The organism is Frigoribacterium sp. VKM Ac-2859, from assembly GCF_013204925.1.
In the GTDB taxonomy this organism is placed as follows: Bacteria; Actinomycetota; Actinomycetes; order Actinomycetales; family Microbacteriaceae; genus Frigoribacterium.
In genome coordinates, this window is sequence record NZ_JABMLC010000002.1 from 48,121 (window position 1) to 71,431 (window position 23,311).

General features: G+C 71.6%; 23 protein-coding genes. 12 read left to right on the forward strand and 11 right to left on the reverse strand.

The features are described 5' to 3' along the window. The first annotated feature begins 22 nt into the window (after positions 1 to 22). Positions 23 to 550, forward strand: a complete 528-nt coding sequence (locus tag HQQ78_RS08120; RefSeq protein ID WP_173152350.1) for a GNAT family N-acetyltransferase — start codon at positions 23 to 25, stop codon at positions 548 to 550. A 27-nt stretch (positions 551 to 577) separates the two neighbouring features. Here HQQ78_RS08120 and HQQ78_RS08125 read toward each other — a convergent pair whose 3' ends face one another. Then, on the reverse strand, positions 578 to 1,180 hold the full coding sequence (locus HQQ78_RS08125) for a histidine phosphatase family protein (RefSeq protein ID WP_056049062.1): 603 nt from the start codon (positions 1,178 to 1,180) through the stop codon (positions 578 to 580). Positions 1,181 to 1,194: 14 nt separating this feature from the next. Beyond that, positions 1,195 to 2,553: a pitrilysin family protein gene (locus HQQ78_RS08130; RefSeq protein WP_173154709.1), complete on the reverse strand. Its 1,359-nt coding sequence runs from the start codon at positions 2,551 to 2,553 to the stop codon at positions 1,195 to 1,197. 252 nt (positions 2,554 to 2,805) lie between these two features. Here HQQ78_RS08130 and HQQ78_RS08135 point away from each other — a divergent pair, with 252 nt between their 5' ends. Next, positions 2,806 to 3,423 carry a TetR/AcrR family transcriptional regulator gene (locus HQQ78_RS08135; protein WP_056048127.1) on the forward strand — a complete coding sequence of 206 codons (618 nt, stop codon included), beginning with the start codon at positions 2,806 to 2,808 and terminating at the stop codon, positions 3,421 to 3,423. 131 nt (positions 3,424 to 3,554) lie between these two features. On the opposite strand, the gene HQQ78_RS08140 is transcribed toward HQQ78_RS08135, so the two are convergent. Beyond that, the gene (locus HQQ78_RS08140) at positions 3,555 to 4,604 is read right to left on the reverse strand and encodes an aldo/keto reductase (RefSeq protein ID WP_173152353.1); all 1,050 of its coding nucleotides are present in this window, start codon (positions 4,602 to 4,604) and stop codon (positions 3,555 to 3,557) included. Positions 4,605 to 4,853: 249 nt separating this feature from the next. Beyond that, a complete protein-coding gene (locus tag HQQ78_RS08145; protein ID WP_173152356.1) occupies positions 4,854 to 7,127 on the reverse strand; it encodes a polyribonucleotide nucleotidyltransferase in 2,274 nt (757 codons plus the stop codon). Between the two features lie 338 nt (positions 7,128 to 7,465). Between HQQ78_RS08145 and HQQ78_RS08150 the strand changes: the two genes are divergently transcribed. Beyond that, positions 7,466 to 8,716 carry a hypothetical protein gene (locus HQQ78_RS08150; protein WP_173152359.1) on the forward strand — a complete coding sequence of 417 codons (1,251 nt, stop codon included), beginning with the start codon at positions 7,466 to 7,468 and terminating at the stop codon, positions 8,714 to 8,716. Positions 8,717 to 8,839: 123 nt separating this feature from the next. On the opposite strand, the gene rpsO is transcribed toward HQQ78_RS08150, so the two are convergent. Together rpsO and HQQ78_RS08160 are read right to left on the reverse strand one after the other, a co-directional pair. After that, positions 8,840 to 9,109, reverse strand: a complete 270-nt coding sequence (gene rpsO, locus HQQ78_RS08155; RefSeq protein ID WP_043596660.1) for a 30S ribosomal protein S15 — start codon at positions 9,107 to 9,109, stop codon at positions 8,840 to 8,842. A gap of 93 nt (positions 9,110 to 9,202) precedes the next feature. Further along, on the reverse strand, positions 9,203 to 9,664 hold the full coding sequence (locus HQQ78_RS08160; RefSeq protein WP_056048134.1) for a VanZ family protein: 462 nt from the start codon (positions 9,662 to 9,664) through the stop codon (positions 9,203 to 9,205). 185 nt (positions 9,665 to 9,849) lie between these two features. Between HQQ78_RS08160 and HQQ78_RS08165 the strand changes: the two genes are divergently transcribed. Further along, entirely contained in the window at positions 9,850 to 10,584 is a 735-nt protein-coding gene (locus HQQ78_RS08165; RefSeq protein WP_173152362.1) for a M50 family metallopeptidase, read from the forward strand. 40 nt (positions 10,585 to 10,624) lie between these two features. Here the strand turns inward: HQQ78_RS08165 and HQQ78_RS08170 are convergent, their stop codons facing one another. After that, entirely contained in the window at positions 10,625 to 11,164 is a 540-nt protein-coding gene (locus tag HQQ78_RS08170) for an adenine phosphoribosyltransferase (RefSeq protein ID WP_054147222.1), read from the reverse strand. 142 nt (positions 11,165 to 11,306) lie between these two features. Here HQQ78_RS08170 and HQQ78_RS08175 point away from each other — a divergent pair, with 142 nt between their 5' ends. From HQQ78_RS08175 to HQQ78_RS08185, 3 genes are read left to right on the forward strand one after another with little or no spacing between them, the layout of a single operon-like run. Next, positions 11,307 to 12,344, forward strand: a complete 1,038-nt coding sequence (locus tag HQQ78_RS08175; RefSeq protein WP_173152366.1) for a M4 family metallopeptidase — start codon at positions 11,307 to 11,309, stop codon at positions 12,342 to 12,344. Between the two features lie 56 nt (positions 12,345 to 12,400). Beyond that, a complete protein-coding gene (locus tag HQQ78_RS08180; RefSeq protein WP_056048144.1) occupies positions 12,401 to 12,700 on the forward strand; it encodes a protealysin inhibitor emfourin in 300 nt (99 codons plus the stop codon). Continuing rightward, positions 12,697 to 13,326, forward strand: coding sequence for a hypothetical protein (locus tag HQQ78_RS08185; protein WP_173152369.1), 630 nt, complete (start codon positions 12,697 to 12,699; stop codon positions 13,324 to 13,326). Before HQQ78_RS08180 ends, HQQ78_RS08185 begins: the two co-directional genes overlap by 4 nt. Before the next feature lie 117 nt (positions 13,327 to 13,443). Here the strand turns inward: HQQ78_RS08185 and HQQ78_RS08190 are convergent, their stop codons facing one another. Next, positions 13,444 to 14,412 (reverse strand): LacI family DNA-binding transcriptional regulator, encoded by a 969-nt coding sequence (locus HQQ78_RS08190; protein WP_173152371.1) that lies wholly within the window; start codon positions 14,410 to 14,412, stop codon positions 13,444 to 13,446. A gap of 178 nt (positions 14,413 to 14,590) precedes the next feature. Here HQQ78_RS08190 and HQQ78_RS08195 point away from each other — a divergent pair, with 178 nt between their 5' ends. The 5 genes from HQQ78_RS08195 to HQQ78_RS08215 all read left to right on the forward strand — a co-directional run bounded on the left by HQQ78_RS08195 (position 14,591) and on the right by HQQ78_RS08215 (position 19,518). Further along, on the forward strand, positions 14,591 to 15,415 hold the full coding sequence (locus HQQ78_RS08195) for an ABC transporter permease (RefSeq protein ID WP_235472234.1): 825 nt from the start codon (positions 14,591 to 14,593) through the stop codon (positions 15,413 to 15,415). Then, positions 15,412 to 16,209 carry an ABC transporter permease gene (locus tag HQQ78_RS08200; protein WP_233568518.1) on the forward strand — a complete coding sequence of 266 codons (798 nt, stop codon included), beginning with the start codon at positions 15,412 to 15,414 and terminating at the stop codon, positions 16,207 to 16,209. The genes HQQ78_RS08195 and HQQ78_RS08200 overlap by 4 nt, the downstream gene beginning before the upstream one ends. Beyond that, positions 16,206 to 17,216, forward strand: coding sequence for an ABC transporter ATP-binding protein (locus HQQ78_RS08205; protein ID WP_173152374.1), 1,011 nt, complete (start codon positions 16,206 to 16,208; stop codon positions 17,214 to 17,216). Before HQQ78_RS08200 ends, HQQ78_RS08205 begins: the two co-directional genes overlap by 4 nt. 113 nt (positions 17,217 to 17,329) lie before the next feature. Next, entirely contained in the window at positions 17,330 to 18,400 is a 1,071-nt protein-coding gene (locus HQQ78_RS08210; RefSeq protein ID WP_173152377.1) for an extracellular solute-binding protein, read from the forward strand. Then, positions 18,397 to 19,518, forward strand: coding sequence for an adenosine deaminase (locus tag HQQ78_RS08215; protein WP_371740487.1), 1,122 nt, complete (start codon positions 18,397 to 18,399; stop codon positions 19,516 to 19,518). Before HQQ78_RS08210 ends, HQQ78_RS08215 begins: the two co-directional genes overlap by 4 nt. Positions 19,519 to 19,642: 124 nt before the next feature. Here HQQ78_RS08215 and HQQ78_RS08220 read toward each other — a convergent pair whose 3' ends face one another. The 3 genes from HQQ78_RS08220 to HQQ78_RS08230 form a co-directional block, all read right to left on the reverse strand. After that, entirely contained in the window at positions 19,643 to 21,934 is a 2,292-nt protein-coding gene (locus tag HQQ78_RS08220) for a UvrD-helicase domain-containing protein (RefSeq protein ID WP_159828635.1), read from the reverse strand. Between the two features lie 148 nt (positions 21,935 to 22,082). Further along, positions 22,083 to 22,916, reverse strand: a complete 834-nt coding sequence (locus HQQ78_RS08225) for an aldo/keto reductase (RefSeq protein WP_173152380.1) — start codon at positions 22,914 to 22,916, stop codon at positions 22,083 to 22,085. Continuing rightward, complete coding sequence (locus HQQ78_RS08230) at positions 22,916 to 23,290, reverse strand: FKBP-type peptidyl-prolyl cis-trans isomerase (RefSeq protein WP_043596717.1); 375 nt, start codon at positions 23,288 to 23,290, stop codon at positions 22,916 to 22,918. The genes HQQ78_RS08225 and HQQ78_RS08230 overlap by 1 nt, the downstream gene beginning before the upstream one ends. Positions 23,291 to 23,311: the final 21 nt, after the last annotated feature.

Genomic DNA, 23,311 nt, shown 5'->3' on the forward strand with positions numbered 1-23,311 from the left:
GCCGCGACCTAGCATGGACGGCATGCCCAGGTTCCGCGAGACGAGCGTCTCCTCCCCCGATGCCGCCGCCCTCCTGACCGAGTACTTCACCGAGCGCGAGAGCACCTTCCCCTCGGCACAGGGCACGTACACGACGACCCTGCCCGACGCCACGGCCTTCGTGCCGCCGGGCGGCGTGTTCGTCGTCGTCGAGGGAGAAGCGGCCGACCCGGACGCGGGTCGGGCCTCCGAGCCGATCGCGTGCGGCGGCATCCGACTCATCGCCCCCTCGGCCTCGGGGGCCGTGCGGTACGAGGTCAAGCACCTCTACGTGCGTCCCGCGGGCCGGGGACTGGGTCTCGGTCGGGCCTTGCTGGACGAACTCGAACGTCGGGCGTCCGCATTCGGGGCCGACGAGATCGTGCTCGACACGAACGACAGCCTGGCGGCTGCCGGAGGGCTCTACCGCAGCGCGGGATACGCGACGATCGAGCCCTACAACGCGAACCCGAACGCCACGACGTGGTACGGCAAGGCCGTCCGGGCAGAGGACCCGCGCGGGACCGCCTGAGGGGGGTGGCACCGGCGGACGAAGAGGTCAGAAGGGCTGTTCGACCGGAAGGCCGGTGCGCAGCTCGACGGGCAGGTGCCCGAGGTCGTTGTGCGTCACGAGCTCCGGCGGCTTCGCCGATCGCACCCGGATGATCGTCAACCCGGCGTTGGCCTGATTGACGCCCATCCACCGCCAGTCGGGTGCTCCGAACACCTCGCGGACGAACCACCCGATCACGAAGTTGTGCGTGATGAGGAGATCGTGGCGATCCTCTCGGGCCGGGGTGAGCCACTCGGCGACCGCGTCGGACATCTGGGCCTGCCCGGCCTCGATCTGCTCGTCCGTGACCCCGCCGAAGAACGGCTTGTAGGACGACGGCATGTCGGCCGTCGGACCGGACGGCACGCAGTCGAAGAGGAGGGTCGACGGCTGTGACTCGAGTGCCGGCATGCGCTCGGTCATGATCGCGGCCGTCTCTTCGGCACGCTCGAGCGGGGAGTGCCACGCTGCGTCGAAGGGGACTCCCCCGAGGCGCTCGGCGAGGAGGCGCACCTGGCGTTTGCCCCGTTCGCTCAGTGGACCGTCGGGCAGTCCGTGCTCGGCGTCCTGCTGTTCGCCGTGCCGGACGAGGTAGAGGTAATGGGACACCGTCGTCTCCTGGTTCATCGAGGGGTCGCTCCCGACGTCGTCGTCGGGATCGGGAAGGACGTCTCGTCGACCTCGCCCACCAGCACGGTCGACAAGGGGCCGGAGAGGAGGCGGTCCGCCAACGTCCGGACGTCGTCGGACGTCACGGCCTCGACCCGGGCGAGGGAGGTGTCGAGGTCGACGAACTCACCCGTCGAGATCTCGGCTCGACCGAGGCGGTTCATCCGGGTGTCGCTGTCCTCGAGGGCGAGGGCCGCCGCCCCTCCGAGTTGGCCGAGGGCTCGTCGGCGCTCGTCGTCGGTGATGCCGTCGGTGGCGAGGCCTTCGAGCTCGCCGAGCATGAGCCGGGCGACCTCACCCGCGTTGGCGGGCGTGCACCCGGCGTAGAGCCCGAAGAGACCGGCGTCGGAGTAGCTCGGGGCGAACGAGTAGACCGAGTAGGCGAGTCCACGGCGCTCACGGATCTCTTGGAACAGTCGAGACGACATGCCCCCGCCGAGCACCGAGTTCAGCACGGCCAGGGCGGGTCGACGGTCGTCCCCGACGGAGATGCCCGGCAGCCCCAGCAGGACGGTGGCCTGCTCGAGGGGACGCCGGATCACCTGGAGCGGTTCACCCGCGACGAGCCCGACGGGCGCGTCGTCGCGACGGGGCACGGGCGACGCCGCCTCGGTGGGCCACCCGGCCCGGTCGAGCGCCGCCGTCAACCGTTCGAGTGCTCGGTCGTGGTCGACCGCCCCGGCGATGGACACGACGAGATCCTGCGGACGGTAGTTCGCTCGGTAGTGCCGGTCCACGTCGTCGCGGGCCGCAGCACGGATGCTCTCGGGCGAACCCCCGATCGGACGACCGAGCGGGTGGTCGCCGAAGACCGACTCGAAGAGCCGCTCACCGGCCATGTCGGCGGGATCGTCCTCCGCCATGGCGAGTTCTTCGAGGATCACCCCTCGTTCGGTCTCGAATTCGGCCGGGTCGAGGGTCGACGAGGTCACCATGTCGGTGAGCACGTCGATCGCGTCGTCGAGGTCGACGTCGCGCACCCGGGCGTAGTAGCAGGTGTACTCCTTGGCCGTCGCGGCGTTGTGCTCGCCACCCACCGACTCGAACGACACCGCGATGTCGAGGGCGGAACGGGTCGGGGTGCCCTTGAAGAGGAGGTGCTCGAGGAAGTGAGTCGACCCCCGTTCGGCGTCCGACTCGTCACGGGACCCGACCGCGACCCAGAGGCCGATGGTCGTGCTGCGCGCCCCGGGCATGCGCTCGCTGAGCACCCGGACGCCCGAAGGCAGCACGGTGCGCCTCACCAGCGCGTCGCCCGTGGCGCGGAAGGAGATCTCGACCTCGTCGAGCGGGAAGGAGACAGGGCCGTTCATCATGTCGAGCCTAGGCGACCCTCCCTGCGGTAGTCCGTGAGCCCCACGGGACGGCTGGCACCCGAACTGGGGGACGATTCTGAGGACAAACAGACAACTCTGTTTGTCCTCATCGGTGTTAGAGTCAGACCACCGACGACGACCCCATCCCCCCTGATGGTCGTCGTCGGCGGCTGGTCGGACGTCGTCAGAAGGTCCGGAGCGCGCGTCCCCCACGCGGCTTCTAGCCGAGACGTCCCAAGGAGCCACGCTGTGACGGTCGATTCCCCCCAACCGGCCGTCCAGCGTCTCCCTGGTCGCCCTCGCGCCGACTCCCCCGTCCCCGGTGCCCGATCCCGCGTCCTGACGACCGCCGACCGCCTGTTCTACGACGAAGGCGTCCGCGTCGTCGGCGTCGACCGCCTCATCGCCGAGTCGTCGGTGACCAAGGCGACGTTCTACAAGCACTTCGGCGCGAAGGACACCCTCGTGCTCGAGTACCTCGCCGGTCGCCACGACCTCGAGGCGGCCGAGCTGTCCGCCCTGGTCGAGGCCCACGACGGGGGCCGCGCGACCCTCGAGGCGTACCTCGAGGCGGTCGGCGCCCGACTCCAGACCGTGTCGTTCCGAGGCTCGGCCTTCGCCAACGCGGCGTCCGAGTTCAGCGATCCGACCCACCCCGTCCGTCTCGCCATCGCCGAGCACCGCGAGTGGCTGACGGCCGAGATGGTCTCCCTCTTCAAGGTCGCGGGTCACCCCCTGCCGGGCGACGCAGCGGACGATCTCGTCCTCGCCCTCGACGGCGCCCAGGTGGGCGCCTACGCCGGCGACGCCATCGCCGCGGCGGCCTCCCTGCGCCGCACGGCGGAGCGGCTCCTCGTCGCCGCCTAGGTCACCGGCCGAGGACGCAGCACGTCGACGTCACCATGGGCGCCGTCCCCGCAACGCGTCACCGTGGTGCCGTCCCCGCGGACGTCGGCGTCGGGTGCCCCCAGGTACGGGCCGACCACGTCGCCTGGCGGTCAGGCCGAGGCGCGGTCGAGGTCGAGGACCTGGTTGCGTGTGAGCTGCACCCGCGCGGCCTGGGCGAGTTCGTAGACCTGCTTGGCGTTCGTCGCACTGGCCACCGGTGCCACGACGTTCGGCTTGGCGAGCAACCAGGCCAGCGCGATCGCGGCACTCGAGACCTCGTGGACGGACGCGATGCGGTCCAGCTCGTGCACCACCTTGAGGCCCCTCTTGGACAAGTACTTCGCGAGCGCCCGGCGTCGGGGGCTGTGGGCGAAGTCGGAGCGCGAACGGTACTTGCCCGTGAGGAACCCACTGGCGAGGGCGAAGCGCGGCATGACGGCGAGTCGCTGCTGCGCGGCGACGTGCGCCAGGCCCTTCTCGTACTCGGACCGGTCGAGGAGGTTGTACTGGTTCTGCAGGGCCACCATCGGGGCGATTCCGAGCATCCCCGCCGCGATGCGGGCCTCGTAGAGGCGGTTGCCCGAGTGGTGGGAACCGCCGAACCATCGGACCTTGCCCACCCGGATGAGGTGGTCGACGGCCAGCAGGGTGCGCTCGAACGCCACCTCGGTGTCGTCCACGTGCAAGTAGAGCAGGTCGATGCGGTCGGTTCCGAGCCGCTCGAGGGACGCGTCGACGGCCCGCTCGATCGCGCGGGGGGTCAGACCGGGGTTGTCGGCGCTCTTGCCCACCTTGGTGGACACGACCATGTCGTCGCGTGATCGACGGGAGCGCATCCACGATCCGATCATGATCTCGCTGCGACCCCCGGCGTAGGAGTCGGCCGTGTCGACGAAGTTGCCGCCGAGATCGAAGTAGGCGTCGAGCACGGAGGTCGTCTCGGCCTGGTCGGCCGTCCATCCGAACACGTTGCCGCCGAGGGCCAGGGGGAAGACCTTGAGGTCGGAGAGGCCCAGACGGCGGCGCGGCTGGATGATGCCGAGATCGACGGGAACGGTGGGCTGGGCGGCGGAGGCCCGGGCGGCGGCGGCCGCGATGGCGGCCGCGGCGGCGAAGTCGGACGTGGCAGAACGGGCGAGCTCGGCCGTCGTCTCGGTCACGCCGTTCCTTCCTCGTCGCGAACTCCCGATGCGACTCTGTGCGATCGCATGGGGTATGGTTCGCCCTCCACGATCAAGAATACGGCCACGCGCCCGGTTTCCGCCGCCGCCGCACCCAATCGTTACGCCGTGTCGCCGCCCCGATCCGGGGGACGCGCCTCCTGCTCCGGCAGCGACCAGGGAGCCCCGCCGGGACGGCGAAGGGCCCGCCCCGACCGAGGTCGGGGCGGGCCCTTCGTGGTGCGGTGACTACGCGTCGACGGACTCGTCGGTCGACTGCTCGGTCGCTCCGCTCGAGTCGGTGTCGGCGTCTTCCGCCACGACCGGGGCGAGCGAGAGCTTGCCGCGGTCGTCGATCTTCGTGATCTCGACGAGGATCTTCTGGCCGACGCCGAGGACGTCCTCGACGTTCTCGACGCGCTTGCCGCCGGCGAGCTTGCGGACCTCGCTGATGTGCAGCAGGCCGTCCTTGCCGGGGAGGAGCGAGACGAACGCACCGAAGGACGCGATCTTGACGACCGTGCCGAGGAACTGCTCACCGATCTCGGGGTTGGTCGGGTTGGCGATCGCGTTGACCTGGGCGCGAGCGGCCTCGGCCGAGGGACCGTCGACGGCACCGATGTAGACGGTTCCGTCTTCTTCGATGCTGATGTCGGCGCCGGTCTCGTCCTGGATGGCGTTGATCGTCTTGCCCTTGGGGCCGATCAGCTCGCCGATCTTGTCCTGCGGGATCTGGACCGAGATCACGCGGGGCGCGGTCGGGGCCATCTCGTCGGGGGCGTCGATCGCCGAGTTGAGCACGCCGAGGATGGCGGTGCGCGCCTCCTTCGCCTGCTTGAGGGCGGCGTCGAGCACGGCGGTCGGCAGACCGTCGAGCTTGGTGTCGAGCTGGATCGCCGTGACGAACTCGCTCGTGCCGGCGACCTTGAAGTCCATGTCGCCCAGAGCGTCTTCGGCACCGAGGATGTCGGTCAGGGCCGCGTAGCGGGTCTGACCGTCGACGGTGTCGGAGACGAGTCCCATGGCGATGCCGGCGACCGGGGCCTTGAGGGGCACACCGGCGTTGAGCAGCGACAGGGTCGACGCGCAGACCGAACCCATCGACGTCGAACCGTTGGAGCCGAGGGCCTCGGACACCTGACGGATCGCGTAGGGGAACTCTTCGCGGCTGGGCAGCACCGGCACGAGGGCGCGCTCGGCGAGGAAGCCGTGCCCGATCTCGCGACGCTTCGGCGACCCGACGCGGCCGGTCTCACCGGTCGAGTAGGGCGGGAAGTTGTAGTGGTGCAGGTAGCGCTTCTTGGTGACCGGGCTCAGCGAGTCGATCTGCTGCTCCATCTTGAGCATGTTCAGCGTGGTGACGCCCATGATCTGGGTCTCGCCGCGCTGGAAGATGGCGGAGCCGTGGACGCGCGGGATGACCTGCACCTCGGCGTCGAGCGGACGGATGTCGGCGAGGCCGCGGCCGTCCATGCGGATCTGCTCGGTGAGGATGCGGTCGCGGACGACCTTCTTCGTGGCCGACTTGTAGGCGGCACCGACCTGGCCGAGGGCCGTGTCGGGCAGCTCGCCCGCGTCGACCTTGGCGGCGATCGCGTCCTTGACACGCGACTTGAGGGCGTCGTCGGCGTCCTGGCGCTCGATCTTGCCGGCGATCTTGTAGACCTCGGCGAGCTCGGTGCCGGCGGCGGCCGTGACGGCCTCGAGCACCTCGTCGGTGTAGGGGAGGAACACCGGGTAGTCGGCGATCTCCTTCGCGGCCTGGGCGGCCATCGTCGCCTGGGCGTCGACGAGCTGCTTGAGGAAGGGCTTGGCGGCCTCGAGGCCCTGGGCCACGATCGCCTCGTCGGGCTTCGTGGCGCCGCCCTGGATGAGACCCCAGGCGTGCTCGGTGGCCTCGGCCTCGACCATCATGATCGCGACGTCCTCGTTGCCGGCGGCGTCGGTGACGACACGGCCCGCGACGGTCAGGTCGAAGACGGCGTCCGCGAGCTGGCTGGCCTTGGGGAAGGCGACCCACTGATCACCGATCAGGGCGAGACGCACACCGGCGATGGGGCCGGAGAACGGCAGACCCGAAATCTGGGTGGAGGCGCTGGCCGCGTTGATCGCGAGGGCGTCGTAGAACTCGTCGGGAGCGATGCTCAGCACCGTGATGACGACCTGGACCTCGTTGCGCAGACCCTCGACGAACGAGGGACGCAGCGGCCGGTCGATGAGCCGGCAGACCAGGATGGCCTCGGTCGAGGGGCGACCCTCGCGGCGGAAGAACGAGCCGGGGATCTTGCCCGCGGCGTACGAACGCTCTTCGACGTCGATGGTGAGCGGGAAGAAGTCGAAGTTGTCCTTCGGCTTCTTGCTGGCGCTCGTGGCCGACAGGAGCATGGTGTCTTCGTCGAGGTAGGCAGCGACGGCTCCCTGAGCCTGCTGGGCGAGACGACCGGTCTCGAATCGGATGGTGCGCTTGCCGAACTTGCCGTTGTCGAGGACGGCTTCGCCGAACTTGATCTCTGGACCCTCCATGTGGGGGCTACTCCTCTTTGTTTTGCATCGAGGCCCCGTGTGGGCATCGATGTGTACCGGAGCGGGCGGCGTAGACGGCATGGCGACATGCACGTGCGACAACGCGACGGAGGCGGTGGCACGTCTGGCCAACAGTAGAAACGGTCGGACCCCGCACCCGACCCGGACGCTCGGCGTCGGTCGGGGCATTCCGCCTGTCACCACCGGTGACCAGCAGCCGTACCGGCCTGCTCCGAGCGCGATCCTAGCACTCGGACCCGTCCGGCCGGGGTCCGCGACGCGGATGTCGCCCGGACGGGGAGGCGCGGTGCCGGGGGGACGGCGTTAGGGTCGTCTCCATGCGTGCTCACGACAGGTCCGGCCGGGATCGTCGCGCGAGCCGCCTCGCGGTGGCGACCGGCGCCTCCTTGGCTCTCGTGTTGACGACGCTCGTGGCGCCGTCCGCCGCGTCCGCCGCGGGGTACCCGACCTGGGCCCAGGTCGAGGCCGCGAAGGGGAACGCCGCGGCGACCCAGGCGCAGGTCGACCTGATCGACGCGTCGCTCGACAGCCTCGAGAAGGCCGCGTCCGACCGCAGCGACGAGGCGGTCCTCGCCGACCAGGCCGACGCGGCGGCGCAGTCCGACCTCGCGGCGGCGTCGCAGCGAGCGGACGAGCTCTCGGCCGACGCCGAGCGTGCGCGGGCCACCGCCGACACGGCGGAGCGAGAGGCCGGCCAGCTCGCCGGCAGCCTGTTCCGCACCGGCGGCACGCAGACCCTGGGCACCGACCTCTTCACGTCGCCCGACCCCGGGGCCGCGCTGTACCAGTTGGGCTCGCTCACGCAGCTCGGCGACCGGTGGCAGACGGTGCTCGCCGACGCCACGACCGCGAGCAACACGGTGTCGTCCCTCAGCGAGCAGGCGACGACCGCGGCCGACCGGCGCGACTCGCTCGCGCGCGACGCCCGGGCCACGGCCGACCAGGCCGCCGCGGCGCAGGCGACCGCGGACGCCGAGGTGGCCAGCGCCACCCAGAGGTCGACCGACCTCTACGCCCAGCTCGCCGCCCTGAAGGACTCGACGGCGGAGCTCGAACAGCAGTACCGGGCCGGGGTCGCCGCGCAGCAGGCGTACGCGGCGCAGGAGGCCGCGGCGAAGGCCCAGGCCGCCGCCGCCGCGAAGGCGCCGTCGCGTGGCGGATCGTCCGGAGGTGGCGGATCGTCCGGGGGTGGCGGATCGTCCGGGGGCGGTGCGACCGTCCCCGGAACGGGACGTCCCGGCGGAGCGACGCCTCCCCCGACCGGAGCGGTGAACGACCCGGCGGGCGCCAAGGCCTACGCGGCCACGAAGGTCGGGTCCGGGGCCGAGTACACCTGCCTCGTCCAGCTCTGGAACAAAGAATCGGGCTGGCGCACCAACGCGACCAACCCGTCGGGCGGTGCCTACGGCATCCCCCAGGCCCTGCCCGGCAACAAGATGGCCTCGAGTGGACTGGACTGGCAGACGAACTACCGCACCCAGGTGGACTGGGGCATCGGGTACATCCAGGGCCGCTACGGCACGATGTGCGCCGCGTGGGCGCACTCGGTCGCGAACAACTGGTACTGAGCGCCGCACCTGCCCTCGGGCACGGGCACCGCCCCTCCCCCGGAACGAGAGAACGGCCCCCTCGGCGTGCAGCCGGAGCTGCGTGCCGAGAGGGCCGTCGTCGAGACGTTCGGAGCGCGAAGACTAGCGGCGCAGGCCGAGACGACCGATGAGCGTACGGTAGCGCTCGATGTCGACCTTGGACAGGTAGCCCAGGAGGCGACGGCGCTGGCCGACGAGCAGCAGCAGGCCACGACGCGAGTGGTGGTCGTGCTTGTGCTCTTTGAGGTGCTCGGTCAGGTCGAGGATGCGCTGCGTCATCACGGCGACCTGGACCTCGGGGGATCCGGTGTCGCCGGGGTGGGTCGCGTATTCTTCGATGATCCGGGTCTTGACGTCAGGTGCGAGTGCCATGGAGGGATCCCCTTTCAATTCGTTGCGCGGTGCTCGTCACCGGATGTGCGAGCTCTCTTTCTCCGCGGCCGTTCAGACGGCAACCTGAGGAGCCTACCAGACGGGCGCCGCCGACCCCTGTCGCGATCGGCCCCGTCCCCGACCCCGACGCCGCCGGGGCAGGACGAGTCCGACGAACGCCGCGCCGATCGCGGCCCCGAGGGTGTTCATGACGAGGTCCTGCGGGTCGGAGAAGCGCGTGGCCGACAGGTACGTCGCCTGGACGGTCTCGATGCCCACCGTCGCGGCGAACCCGACCACGATGCCGACCCACCAGAAGCGCTTCGGCAGCAGCAGCGCCGGGAACATGCCCATCGGCACGAACATCGCCACGTTCGCGGCGGCCTCGACCCGGGCGAAGGTGATCCACGAGGTCTCGTCGTGCCGGGCGAAGACGTCGAGCGCCCGCCAGAGCAACGCCCCGGTGTCCGCGTCGTAGACGCTCGGTCGCAGGGTCATCCAGGCGACCCCGGCGAGGTAGACGAGGGTGAGCAGGAGGAGGACGGCGCGACGCATCCGTCCATGGTGCGGCACCGGTCGGTGGGAGGACGCCCGGAACGGCCGAAGATCAGCCTGGAGGACGACCCGCCCCGGGGGCGACCGCGGCAGGGCCGAGGAGGCGCGGTGCGCGACCCCGCGCACCGCGCCTCCTAGGCTCGTCGGTGCGCGACCCCGCGCACCGCGCCTCCTAGGCTCGTCGGGTGGACGCACTCACCGACCTCTGGGCCCGGATCAGCCAGCTCGCCGCCCCCCTGCCCGGCTCGTGGCTGCTCGGCAGCGTCGCCGCCGGCCTCCTGCTCGTGCTGCTGCCGGGCACCTGGCACACGGTGCGGCACGCCGTCACCGTCGTGCACGAAGGCGGGCACGGCCTCGCCGCGGTGCTGACCGGTCGTCGGCTGACGGGCATCCGACTGCACTCGGACACCTCGGGCCTGACCGTGTCGAAGGGGCCGCGGACCGGGGCGGGCATGGTCATCACGTTGCTCGCCGGCTACACCGCACCCGCGATCGCCGCCCTGGGCGCCGCGTGGCTGCTGTCGGCCGGCTACGCGGCCGGGCTGCTCTGGGCCCTGCTGCTGTTGCTCGCGCTGATGCTCGTGCAGATCCGCAACTGGTTCGGGCTCTGGGTGGTGCTGCTCGGCGCCGCCCTCGTCGTCGCCGTGACGTTCTTCGCGTCGCCGACCTGGCAGGCGGTGTTCGGACTCGTCGTGACGTCGGTCCTCGGCTTCGGCGCGCTGCGGGCGTCGCTCGAGCTGCAGCGCAGCCGGCGGCGCTCACGCTCGACCGCGTCGGACGCCGACCAGCTCGCCGGGCTGACCCGGGTGCCGGGCGTCGTCTGGGTCGGGTTCTTCGTGCTCGTCGCCCTGGGCTGCCTGCTGGGCGGGGCGGGGTTGCTCTTCCCCGGGGCGCTCGAGGCCGCCCGGTCGTTCGCCTGAGGTCGGACGGCCACCGGCGCCCGGCGGCCGACGCGAGAGGTCAGGCGGGGGCGGACGACAGGGCGTGCACCGGGACGTGGCCCTCGAGGCGGGCCCGGCCACCGAGACCGTCGAGCTCGAGCAGCACGGCGACGCCGGCCACGACGTAGCCCGCTCGTTCGAGCAGGGTGACGGTCGCCTCGACCGTGCCGCCGGTCGCCAGCACGTCGTCGACGATCAGGACGCTCGACCCCGCCGGGATCTGGTTCGGACGCAGTTCGAGCGTGGCCTCGCCGTACTCGAGGGCGTAGCTCTCGCTGAGGACCTCACCGGGCAGCTTGCCCGCCTTGCGCACCGTGAGGACGCCGACGCCCTGCTCGATCGCGATGGCACCGGCGAGCGCGAAACCCCGCGCCTCGATGCCGGCGACGGCGACGAACCCGCCGTCGAACGGCTCGGAGAGCGCCGTCGTCACGGTGGCGAAGGCGTCGGCGTCGGAGAAGAGCGGGGTGACGTCGCGGAAGAGGATGCCGGGCTTCGGGAAGTCGGGGACGACGGCGATCTTGCTGTCGACGAACGAGGAGGCATCGGTGACGGTCATGCCCTCAACGGTAGTCGGGCGGACGACGCCCCCCGCCCCTCGAGCCCTGCTGCGTCCGTCCCCGCGAGGCGCGACCGACCGGTACGTCACGATCGTGTGAACAGTCGGGCCCGATGTCGGAGGCGCGTGCGAGAGTGCACGCATGTCGCGGTTCATCGTCCCCCCGTACCTGCTCGCCCACCTCGCCGAAGCCGATTCGCCCCGCCTGCACCGGGCACCGCAGGCCGCACGGAACGGGCTGCTCGCGATGGAGGCCGTCGACCGCAACGCGACTCCCCCGGTCGTCCGGGGGGCGCTCGGCGTGGAGTCCGTGCTCGAGCGCACGGTGTTCGACGCGCAGGGCACCGAAGAGCTGCCGGGCGTCCGCGTCCGCGGCGAGGGTGAACCCGCCACCGACGACGTCGCCGCCACCGAGGCGTACGACGCCCTCGGCGCGACCTACGCGCTGTTCCACGAGGTCTACGGGCGCTCGTCGATCGACGGCGCCGGGCTGCCGCTCGACGCGACCGTCCACTACGGCCAGGACTACGACAACGCCTTCTGGAACGGCGAGCGGATGGTGTTCGGCGACGGCGACGGCGAAGTCTTCGGGCGCTTCACGGCCTCGGTCAGCGTCATCGGGCACGAGCTCACCCACGGCGTCACGCAGTACACCGCGAACCTCACCTACCAGGGGCAGTCGGGTGCGCTCAACGAGTCGGTCAGCGACGTGTTCGGGGCGCTCGTCGAGCAGCACCTGTTCGGGCAGACCGCCGACGACGCGACCTGGCTCATCGGCGAAGGGCTCTTCACCGCCGAGGTGCAGGGGCGGGCGCTGCGGTCGATGAAGGCCCCGGGCACCGCGTACGACGACGACGTCCTCGGGAAGGACCCCCAACCCGCCCACCTGGACGACTACGTCGAGACCACCGACGACAACGGCGGGGTGCACCTCAACTCGGGCATCCCCAACCGGGCCTTCTACCTCGTCGCCGAGGCGCTCGGTGGCGAGGCCTGGTTGCGGGCCGGGCAGATCTGGTACGACACGCTGACCGGCGGCACGCTGTCGACCGAGGCGACCTTCGCGCAGTTCGCGGCGGCCACCGTGGACGCTGCGACCACACGGTACGGAGCGGACTCCGACGAGACCCGCGCGACGTCGGCCGGGTGGAAGGGCGTCGGGGTCACCCCGGCCAGCTGACGCCGACCGGCACGAGACCCTGCTGCCCCGGACACGGCCGGAGTAGCATCGCGCCCATGAAGGTCACCGTGTCGCGCTCCGGTGGCTTCGCCGGTCTCACCCGCAGTTGGACGGTCGACGTCGACTCCGAGCCCGACACCGAGTCGTGGCTCGTCCTCATCGACCAGGTGCCCTGGTCGCAGGCCCCGGCCGCCGCGCAGGCCGTGCAGCCCGATCGCTTCGTCTGGGTCATCACGGCCGAGACCCGGCCCACCCGCAAGGCCAAACTGCCCGAGCAGCAGGTCACGGGGCCGTGGCGCGAGCTCGTGGACCGCGTCCGCAGCACCTCCGAGGCCGAGGCCGGTCCGACCCGATGAGCGACCGTACGCGCCGACCTCGTCGGCGTCTCTCGGGCGAGGTGCTCGCGGGGCTGCTCGCCCTCGTCGTCCTCGTGGCGGGCGGGGTCGGGGTGGCCGTGGTGCAGAGCGGCAACCCGCTGAACGTCCGAGGGGCCGTCACCGCGCCTCCGTGGGGTCGACCCGCCACCGACCGGCTCGAGACCCGGGCCGCCGCCGCCGGTCTCGAGAACGTCTGGGGCCAGGACCTCGCCATGCACGTGCACACGCACCTCTCGATCACCGTCGACGGGCAGGCGGTGACCGTGCCCGGCGACATCGGGCACGACTCGGACGCGAAGTTCGCCGCCGAGATCCACACGCACGACACGAGCGGCATCGTGCACGTCGAGTCCCCCACCCGCGAGACCTTCGTACTGGGCCAACTGTTCAGCGAGTGGGACGTCGCCCTCGACGGACGCGGGGTCGGGTCGCTCGGGCACGACGACGGGCTCGAACTGCACACCTTCGTCGGCGGCAGCCCCTACACGTCCGACCCGGCCGGCATCCCGCTGCGGGACTTCGAACGCATCGACCTCGTGCTCGCGCCGATCGGAGAGACCGTCAGCGCGCCTCCGGCCTTCGCCTGGCCCGCCGACTACCGCTGAGGCGCCTCCCGCTGAGGCGCCCACCGCCCACCGCCCACCGCCCACCGCCGAGCCTCCTCCGGCCCGGCCGCCTCCCGCCGAGCCGCCTCGGGCTCCGTCCGGAGCCCGTCGTCGAGGTCAGGGCCAGCGGACCGGCACCGGGAGGCGCGTGGAGGTCGGCTCGGACGGCCCACCCGGTGCCAGCAGCTCGAGCAGGCGGCCGGCCGCGACCCGCCCCAGGTGCTCGCCGTCGACGTCGATCGCCGGGACCCCGACCAGACCGAGGGCGTCGACGACCATGCGTTCCGAGCTGACCGTCACGGAGCGGTCGCGGTGCTCGTCGGCCCGGAGGACGAACATCAGGCCGAGTCCGATGGCCGTCGCGTAGGGCACGACGGCCGTCGCCCCGGAGGCGAGGACGTGGTCGCTCGCCCGGACGCCGGCTTCGAAGGTCGACGGGTAGGGACCCAGCACCGTCAGCTCGGCCCGGCCGGCCGCCGCGTCGACCACCGCGGCCGTGCGCTGGGTGTTCTGCCACGAGCCGTCGGGCCCGCCGAGGTAGACGACGCGCTCGTGCCCCTCGGCGACGAAGCGCGAGACCAGCGAGCCGAACGCGGTCGCCGTGTCGGCGACGACCGACGACACCCCGGCCACCTCGCGGTCGACGAGCACGGTCGGCTTGTGGCCGGTCGCGGCCCGCACGACGTCGTCGGCCCCGCGCGGGGCGACGACGATGAACCCGTCGACCTGGTGCGACAGCCGCTCGAACGCCGCCAGCTCGCCCGCCTCGGCCAGCGGGTGGACGGCGACCGTCAGCTGGAGGTCGGCCTCGCCCGCCGCGGCCTGGGCCCCGGCGATGATCGGCGTGAAGAACGCGTTGTCGAGGGTCGGCACGACGAGCGCGACCACGCCCGTGCGCCCCCTCGCGAGTTGGCGGGCCGCCCGATTGGGCACGAAGCCGAGCTTCTCGGCGGCGGCGAGCACGCGTCCGGCCGTGTCGGGCGACACCAGCTCGGGGCGGCTGAGGACGCGAGAGGCGGTGGCCTTCGACACGCCCGCCAGCGTCGCCACGTCCGCCAGCGTCGCGAGCCGCCCTGCCCCAGTCATGCCCACCACCCTAGGGCCTTCGTGAAACCGGTCCCGCGCGACGGTCCGTCGCTTGTAACAAGCTGTTTACACGGCGGGGCCGACGCAGGCCACCAGCGCCCTTAGGGTCGATGTAACCGGTTTCACCCGAGGTGGGGTCGGCATCCCCCCAGAGGCCACACCGATCGGAGGACAACCCGTGACGTCCCGCAAACCCGCGCTGCTGTTGCTGCTGCCGGGCCTCGCCTTCCTGCTGATCGGATTCGCGGTGCCGTCGCTCGCGATGCTCTTCGCCCCACCCGGCGTGACCGCCGGCGAGATCGTCGGCCGCCTCGGCCAGATGCTCACCGACCCGTTCGACCTGCGCATCATCGGTCGGACCGTGGGGCTCGGCCTGGTCGTCACGGTCATCTGCGTGGCCCTCGGCTTCCCCGTCGCCTACCTGCTGGCGCGCTCGACCTCGCGCTGGTCGGGCGTCCTGCTCGCCCTGGCGATCTTCCCACTGCTGCTCAGCAACGTCGTCCGCACCTTCGGGTGGCTCGTGGTGCTCGGCAAGAACGGCGCCATCGGTCAGTTGCTCACGACGCTCGGCCTGGTCGACGAGGCCCCGCAACTGCTCTACACCGAGCTGGCGATCGTCCTGGGTCTGACGCAGTTGTTCCTGCCGCTCGCGATCATCTCGTGCTACTCGGCCGTGGCCCAGGTCGACCCGGGACTCGACGACGCCGCCCGCGGACTCGGCGCGAGCCGCACCCGAACCTTCTGGAGCATCGTCGTGCCCCTCTCTCTGCCCGGCGTCGTCGTCGCGGCCACCCTCGTCTTCGCGGGCTCGGTCACCGCCTACACGACCCCGTACCTGCTCGGCGGCTCGGGCCAACGCATGCTCGCCACCCAGCTCTTCTCGTACTCGAGCGTGACGATCGACTGGGCCGGGGCCTCGGCCACCGCCTTGATCATGACCGTGTTGGTCTTCGTCGTCTCCGGCCTGTCGTCGCTCGTCGCCCGGAAGGGAGCCACCTCGTGACCACCCGCCGCCCGGTCGCCGGCACGCTCGCCGTCGCGGGCTACGTCGTGATGATCGTCCCGATCCTCTTCGTCGTCGCCACCGCGTTCACGAGTGAACGCACCCTGCGCTTCCCGCCCCAGGGGTTCTCGCTGCGCTGGTTCGAGGCCGCCTTCGGCTACGACCCGTTCACCCAGGCCCTGGTCTCGAGCCTCCAGCTGGCCCTGATCGCCACCGTGCTCGCCCTGCTCGTCGGCATCCCCGCGACCCTGGCGATCCATCGCGGCAGGCTGCCGGGCAAGGGCCTCGTCGAGGCGCTGTTCCTGTCGCCCCTGATCGTCCCCGAGCTCGTGGTGGGGCTCGCGCTCTACCAGCAGCTCGTCATCGGGTTCCGCCTCGACGCCTTCCCCGTGCTGTTGATCGGGCACACCGTGTTGATGCTGCCCTACGCGGTCCGCGTGACCGGCGCCTCCCTGGCACTGGCCGACCCCGCCCTCGAGGAGGCCGCCCGCGGTCTCGGCGCGTCTCCCCTGCGGGCCTTCGTCACGGTGACCCTGCCCCTGCTGCGGCCCGGCATCTTCTCGGCGGCGCTGCTCAGCTTCGTCACCTCGTTCAACAACGTGCCCCTGTCGCTGCTGCTGCAGAGCCGCGACTTCCGCACCCTGCCCGTCACGATGCTCGACTACGTGCAACAGAGCTACGACCCCATGGTCGCGGCGATGGCCACGCTGATCCTCGCGGGCACCGTCGTCATCGCCGTCATCGCCGAACGCACCGTCGGCTTCGCCAAGATCTTCGGAGGCATCAACAGATGAGCACCGCAGCAGAATTCGTCGCCGTCAGCCAGGTCTTCGGCGACTTCACCGCCGTCGACTCGATCGACCTGTCGATCGCCGAGGGCAAGCTCACGACGCTGCTCGGCCCGAGCGGATGTGGCAAGACGACGAGCCTGCGCATGCTCGCCGGCTACGCCGCCCCGACGTCGGGGACGATCCGCATCGCCGGCGTCGACAGCACGCGCACCCCACCCGAGAAGCGCGACCTGGGCATGGTGTTCCAGTCCTACGCGCTGTTCCCGCACCTGAGCGTCGCCGACAACGTCGGCTACGGCCTGAAGCTGCGCGGCGTCGACACCGCCGAGCGCCGCCGTCGCGTGATGGAGACCCTCGACCTGGTCGGCCTGGCCCACCTCGCCGGCAGCAAGCCGAAGAAGCTCTCGGGCGGCCAGCAACAGCGCGTCGCGCTGGCCCGCGCCATCGCCATCCGGCCGAAGCTGTTGCTGCTCGACGAACCCCTGTCGAACCTCGACGCGCGCCTTCGCGTCCAGATGCGCGCCGAGATCCGCCGCATCCAGGGCGAGACGGGCCTCACCGTCGTGTTGGTCACGCACGACCAGGACGAAGCGCTCGAGATGAGCGACGACATGGTCCTCATGCGGGCCGGCCGGATCATGCAGCAGGGCTCGCCCCAGCACGTGTTCCCGAACCCGGCGAACCGCTTCGTCGCCGACTTCCTCGGCTACGAGAACTTCGTCACGGCGGCCGACGGCACGCTGCTCGCGATCCGCCCCGAGCACCTCGGGGTCGTCCCCGGGACCCCCGCAGGAGGCGCGGTGCCCGACGGCCTGCAGCTCGCCGGGGTCGTCACCGACGTCGCGTACCGCGGGGTCGACCTGCTCGTCACCGTGCAGGCCGTCGACGCCGCCGGTACCGAGGTGCGCCTGCTGTCGGACGTCCGCAGCACGGGCTCCGAGACGGTCGCGATCGGCGACCGGGTGACCGTCTCGGCGCCGGCGTCGCGACTCGTGGCCCTCGCCGACTGACCCGCCCGGTGCGCGGAGCCGCGCGCGCCTCCTCGGGTCTCCCCTCCACCGTCCCACCCACCCGCGTTCCACACCGCCCGGTCTCGCCGAGACCGCCCCGAAAGGACACGACCATGACCTCCACCCTCCGCACCCGCCTGGCGATCGTCGCCGGCGTCGCCGCGACGACCCTCGTGCTCGCCGGCTGCTCCGCCGACGGCGGCGGCGAGCCCGACGCCGACACGATCACCGTGAGCACGTTCCCGTTCGGCGTCGAGGAGTTCCAGGAAGCCGTCATCGACCCGTTCACCGAGAAGACCGGCATCGAGGTGGTCGTCGACACCGGATCGAACTCCGATCGCCTGTCCCAGCTGCAGGTCGCGGGCGGGCAGCCCGACGTGGACGTCATGCTGATCTCGGACTACTACGCGGCACTCGGCCAGGAGGACGACCTCTTCCAGCAGGTGGACGCCTCGGCCGTGCCGTCGCTCGACGAGATCGCCGACTTCGCGAAGGAGGACTCGTACCTCGGCCCGGCCTACAGCTACCAGCTCAACGGGACGATGTACTCGACCGACGAGCTGACCGCCGACGAGGCCGCGCAGTGGAGCCTGTACGGCGAGGAGGACCTGTCGGGCAAGGTCGCCCTGCCGGACATCTCGGTGACGGCCGGCCAGCTGATGGTCTCGGGCGTCGCGGAGGAGTACGGCGACGGACCCTACGACATCGACGCGGCCCTCGACCGGCTCGGCGACTGGGCCCCCGGCGTGCTGCAGTTCTACAGCTCCTCCACCGAGGTGACCAACCTGCTGACGCAGGGCGAGATCGTCGCCGCGGACTCCCTGAGCGGCTTCGCGACCGACCTCGTCGAGTCCGGCGAACCGATCGCCTGGACGGCCCCCGCGACCGGCCGCTACATGGCCACCAACCGCGCGATGATCCCGACCGGCGCCGAGAACGTCGACGGTGCGAACCAGTTCATCGACTACCTGCTCTCGGTCGAGGCGCAGACCTCGTCCGCCGAGATCGTCGGCGACCTGCCGGTCGCCCCGGGCGCCACCGTGCCCGACACGATCGAGGCCGTCGTCGGAGACATCGCCGCCGACCCGGTCGCGGCGGGCTACTCGACCCTCGACCCGACCGAACTCGTCCCCACCCGCTCGGACTGGGTCGACCGCTTCGCCCGCGAGGTGACCTCGCGGTGACGGACACCACCCTGCCCCCGGCCTACCTGGACCGCATGCCCAAGGTCGACCTGCACTGCCACCTGATCGGGACGGTCCGCGCGAGCACCTTCGCCGAGTTGGCCCGCCGCGAGGGTCTCGGCCTGCCCGACGAGCCCGAGCGGATCTTCGCCGACATCAACTCGCTCCCGCCCGACCCGGCTCTCTACCGCGACACGCGCATCCCCGTGCCGCAGGGGCGCAGCGTCGACGAGCCGGAGGTGTCGTACTCGCTGTTCCAGGCCTCGAACTGGGTCGTCGAGGTGCTCCGCGACGCGGACGACCTCACCCGGATCGTCTACGAGGCCTTCGAGGACGCGCACCACGCGAGTGCGACGCGGCATCTCGAGCTGTTCTTCGACGCCGTCCCGCCGCACCTCGCCTCGCTCGGCTACACCGGCTCGGTGGAGGCCTACGCCGAGGGCATCCGGCTCGCCGAGCGCGACTTCGGCATGACCGGGCGCATGATCCAGGGCATCGACCGCAGCAGGAGCGGCGAGCACGCCCTCGAGCTCGTCCGTCAGGTGGTGGACCACCCGCACGAGTACGTGGCCGGGATCGGTCTCGACAACCTCGAGACGAGCGGGCCACCCGAGCGGTTCGTCGACGCCTACCGACTCGCGGGCGAGGCCGGGCTGGGCCGGACGGCGCACTCGTCCGAGCACTCCCCCACGGCGGTCAACACGATCACGTGCCTCGACCAGCTCGGCTGCGACCGCATCGACCACGGGTACTACGTGCTCGAGGACGACGAGGTCGTCGCACGCGTGCGCGACGAGCAGGTGACGTTCACCGTCGTGTCGACGACCTCGCGACGGTCGTGGCGTCCCTGGCGCCGCGCCTCCATCGAGGCCATGCTCGAGGCGGGCCTGAACGTCGTGCCGGCCTCCGACGACCCGGGCATGTTCCCGACGACCCTCGCCGCCGAGTACCGCATCGTGCACGAACAGATCGGGGCCACCGCCGACCAGGTGCGCTCGATGGCCTCCGCGGGCGTCGACGCCAGCTGGCTGCCCGCCGTCGAGAAAGACGCCCTGAGAGCACGCGTCGACCGGGAGTTGGCGGCCCTCGACGACGAGTTCGGGGTGGCCGGGGCCTGACCGGGTCAGGGGCCGAGCCGGCGCGGGGGCCGAGCCGGCACAGGCCGAGCCGGCACAGGCCGAGCCGGCACAGGCCGAGCCGGCCGGCCCCGGCGCCCCGACCCGGCCTGCGAGACGGCCCGGCCTACGAGACGACCGTGAGGCGTTGCGTGGGCCGGGTCATCGCCACGTAGAGACTGGCGTTGCCGCGTCGGCTCGCCAGTCGGACGCGCTCGGGGTCGACCACGACGACCGAGTCGAACTCGAGACCCTTCGACGTCGCCGGGCTCAAGACCGAGATCGGCTTGGTCAACGACGCCGTGCCGGCGGCCACGAGACCGTCGAACTCCGCCGACAGGGCCTCGACGAGGGTCGAGACGGCCTGCTCGGGGGCGATCACCGCGAGCGTGCCCTCGGAGTCGATCGCGCGGTCGGCCCGGACGGCGTCGACGGTGGCACGGACGAAGTCGTCCTTCGAGGAGGCGCCGGTCACCTCGCGCACCGGCCATTCGCTGGAGCGCACCGATCGGCTCGGGGTGATCTGCAGACCGCTCGCCGTCGCGACGCCCTCGGCGTAGGTGACGATCTGCGCCGGCGTGCGGTAGTTGACGGTCAGTTCTTCGAGCCGCCACGGAGCCGACGTGCCCTGGGCGCCTCCGCCGCGACGACGGCCGAGCAGGGCCTGGAGGGCGCGGTCCCACGAGGTCGCCGACGCCGGGCTCGACGCCTGGGCGATGTCGCCGACGACGGTGAACGACCGCAGCGGGCAGCGCCGGGAGAGCAGTCGCCACTGCATGGGCGAGAGTTCTTGCGCCTCGTCGACCACCACATGGCCGAACGCCCAGGTACGGTCGCCAGCGGCCCGCTCGGCCGTGGTCATCGACGCCGCCCGCTCGGCGAAGCCGCCGGCGATCTGTTCGGCGCTGACCATGCCCTCGACGCCCATGTTCTCGATCGCCCGCTCGGCGTTCTCGATGTCGCGCTTGCGCTGGGCCTTGCGGGCCAGGCGCTCGGGGTCGACACCGGTCTGGAACTCGCCGAGCAGCTCGGCGGCCTCGTCGAGCAGCGGCACGTCGGACACCGTGAAGCCCGCTCCGCGTTCGCGGCGCAACAGGGCGCGCTGCTCGGGCGTCCAGCGCGGGGTGATCGACGCGAGCCAGTTCGGCCGGGCGAAGAGGTCCTCGACGAGCTTCTCCGCACTGAGCGGCAGCCAGGCCGTGTTGAGCAGCACGCGCACGTCGTAGGACTGCCGGATGTCTTCCCGGAGGACGGCCTCGTCGGACTCGTCGACCGTCGTGCCGTGCTCGCGCATCTGGTCGACCAGCTGGCGCGTCAGGGCCGAGAGGGCCGCCTTGTTGAAGGTGACCCGGGCCACGTTGTGGGGCTTGCCGCGCTCCTGGGCCTTGCGCATGGCCTCGCCGACGAGCTCCGGTCGCACCACGAGTCGTTCGCCGTTGATGTCGATGGTCGTCGGCTCGGCCGGGCGGACCTGCCGCGACCGGACGGCGCGACGCATGAGCTCGGCCATCTCGGCCGACCCCTTGAGGGCGGCGACGTCGGGCGCGTCGTCGGTCTGGGCCTCGACGCCCGGGTACAGGCCGCCGAGGCTCGACAGGACGACGCCGCTCTCGCCGAGCGACGGGAGCACCTGTTCGATGTAGCGCAGGAACGACCGCGACGGCCCGACGACGAGCACGCCCGAACCCTTGAGCCGGTCGCGGTGCGAGTAGAGCAGGTACGCGGCCCGGTGCAGCGCGACGGCCGTCTTGCCCGTGCCGGGGCCGCCCTGGACGACGAGCACGCCGTCGAGCTGCGAGCGGATGATCCGGTCCTGCTCGCCCTGGATGGTGGCGACGATGTCGGTCATGCGGCCGGTGCGCTGGGCGGTCAGGGCGGCCATGAGCGCCCCCTCGCCCTGCAGCTGCACGTCGTCGCGATCGAGCAGGTCGGGGTCGAAGACCTCGTCCTCGAGGCGGGTGACCGTGCGGCCGTCGAGGGTCAGGTGACGACGGGCCCGGGCGCCCATGGGAGTCGCGGCCGTCGCCTGGTAGAACGCGCTGGCCCCGGGGACGCGCCAGTCGAGCAGGATCGGGTGGTGGGCCTCGTCGCGCAGGCCGATGCGGCCGATGTAGCGGTAGCGCCCGCCCTCGCCCGGTTCGGCCGGGCGGTCGACGTCGCCGGTCTGGCCGAGCAGGTCGGGCGTCTCGAGCTCGAGGCGACCGAACGCGAGCCGTTCGTCGACCGAGCCGAGCTGGACGATGGTGTCTTCGTACAGGCGCGCGTAGGCGTCGCGCTCGCTGCGGCTCTGGTGGTTGCCGCCGACGGTCTCGCGGCGGGTCCGTTCGAGACGGACGCGGGCGTCGGCCTTCAGCTCGTCGAGGCGTTCGTAGAGGGTGCCCACATAGGCGCGTTCGCGGTCGATCTCGGATGACAACAGGTGTTCATACCCTTCGGGAAAAGTCGGCACGCCAGTCTAGCTTCCGACCACCGACGGCGAGGCCCGGGAATCCGACCCGGGACGCAGGAGGCGCGCTCGTCCTCGGGGGACGAGCGCGCCTCCTGGGGTGGCCGCGGTGGAGCCGGGCCTAGAACTCCTCGTGGGTCAGCGGGTCGCCGTCCCACAGCCGGCCCCGCTCGAGGCCGCTGATCGACTCGACCTCGTCGGGCGTGAGCTCGAAGTCGAAGACGTCGAGGTTCTCGCGCTGACGACCGGCGTCGGCCGACTTCGGGACGGGGACCGCGCCGAGCTGGACGTGCCAGCGCAGGACGACCTGCGTGGGCGTCTTGCCGTGGGCCCGCGCGATGTCGGTGACCCGCGCCTCCGTGAGGAGTTCGCTCTGCTTCGCGAGCGGGCTCCAGCTCTCGGTGACGATGCCCATGCTCTCGTGCACGGCACGCAGCTCGGCCTGCGGGAAGTACGGGTGCAGCTCGATCTGGTTGACCGCGGGCACCACGCCCGTCTCGTCGGCGACGCGCTGCAGGTGCTCGGCCGTGAAGTTCGAGACGCCGACCGAGCCGACGAGGCCGTCTTCCTGCAACCGGACGAAGGCCTTGAACGCCTCGACGTACTTGTCGATGCGCGGGAGGGGCCAGTGGATGAGGTAGAGTTCGACGAAGTCGAGGCCGAGGTTCGCCCGGCTCTCGTCGAAGCTCGCCAGGGCCTCGTCGAACCCGTGGTGTCGGCCGGGCAGCTTCGTCGTGACGACCAGGTCGTCACGGGCCACGTCGGTCGCGCGGATCGCCGCCCCGACGGCCGCCTCGTTGCCGTAGTTCAGCGCCGTGTCGAGCAGACGGTAGCCCGACGAGATCGCCTGGACGACCTGCGCCGTGCCCTCGTCGCCGTTCAGCCCGTAGGTGCCGAGGCCGAGCTGGGGCAGCGTGCGCCCGTCGTTGAGGCCGACCGAGGGGGCGACCGTCATCAGCTGACGCCGAGCAGGTCGATGACGAAGATCAGCGTCTTGCCCGAGAGCGGGTGCCCGCCGCCGGCGGGGCCGTAGGCCAGGTGGGGCGGCACGACGAGCTCGCGGCGTCCGCCGACCTTCATGCCGGGGATGCCCTCCTGCCACCCGCGGACCAGGGCCTGCAGCGGGAAGTTGATGGCCTCGCCACGACTCCAGGACGAGTCGAACTCCTCGCCGGAGTCGTGCTCGACGCCGAGGTAGTGGACGTTGACGGTCGAGCCGGACTGTGCCTCGGCTCCGTCGCCGACGGTGATGTCGGTGATCGTCAGCTCGGTGGGGGCGGGGCCGGTCGGGGCGTCGATCTCGGGCTTGGTCTGGGGATCGTGAGTCATGCCGACCATCCAACCACCGAC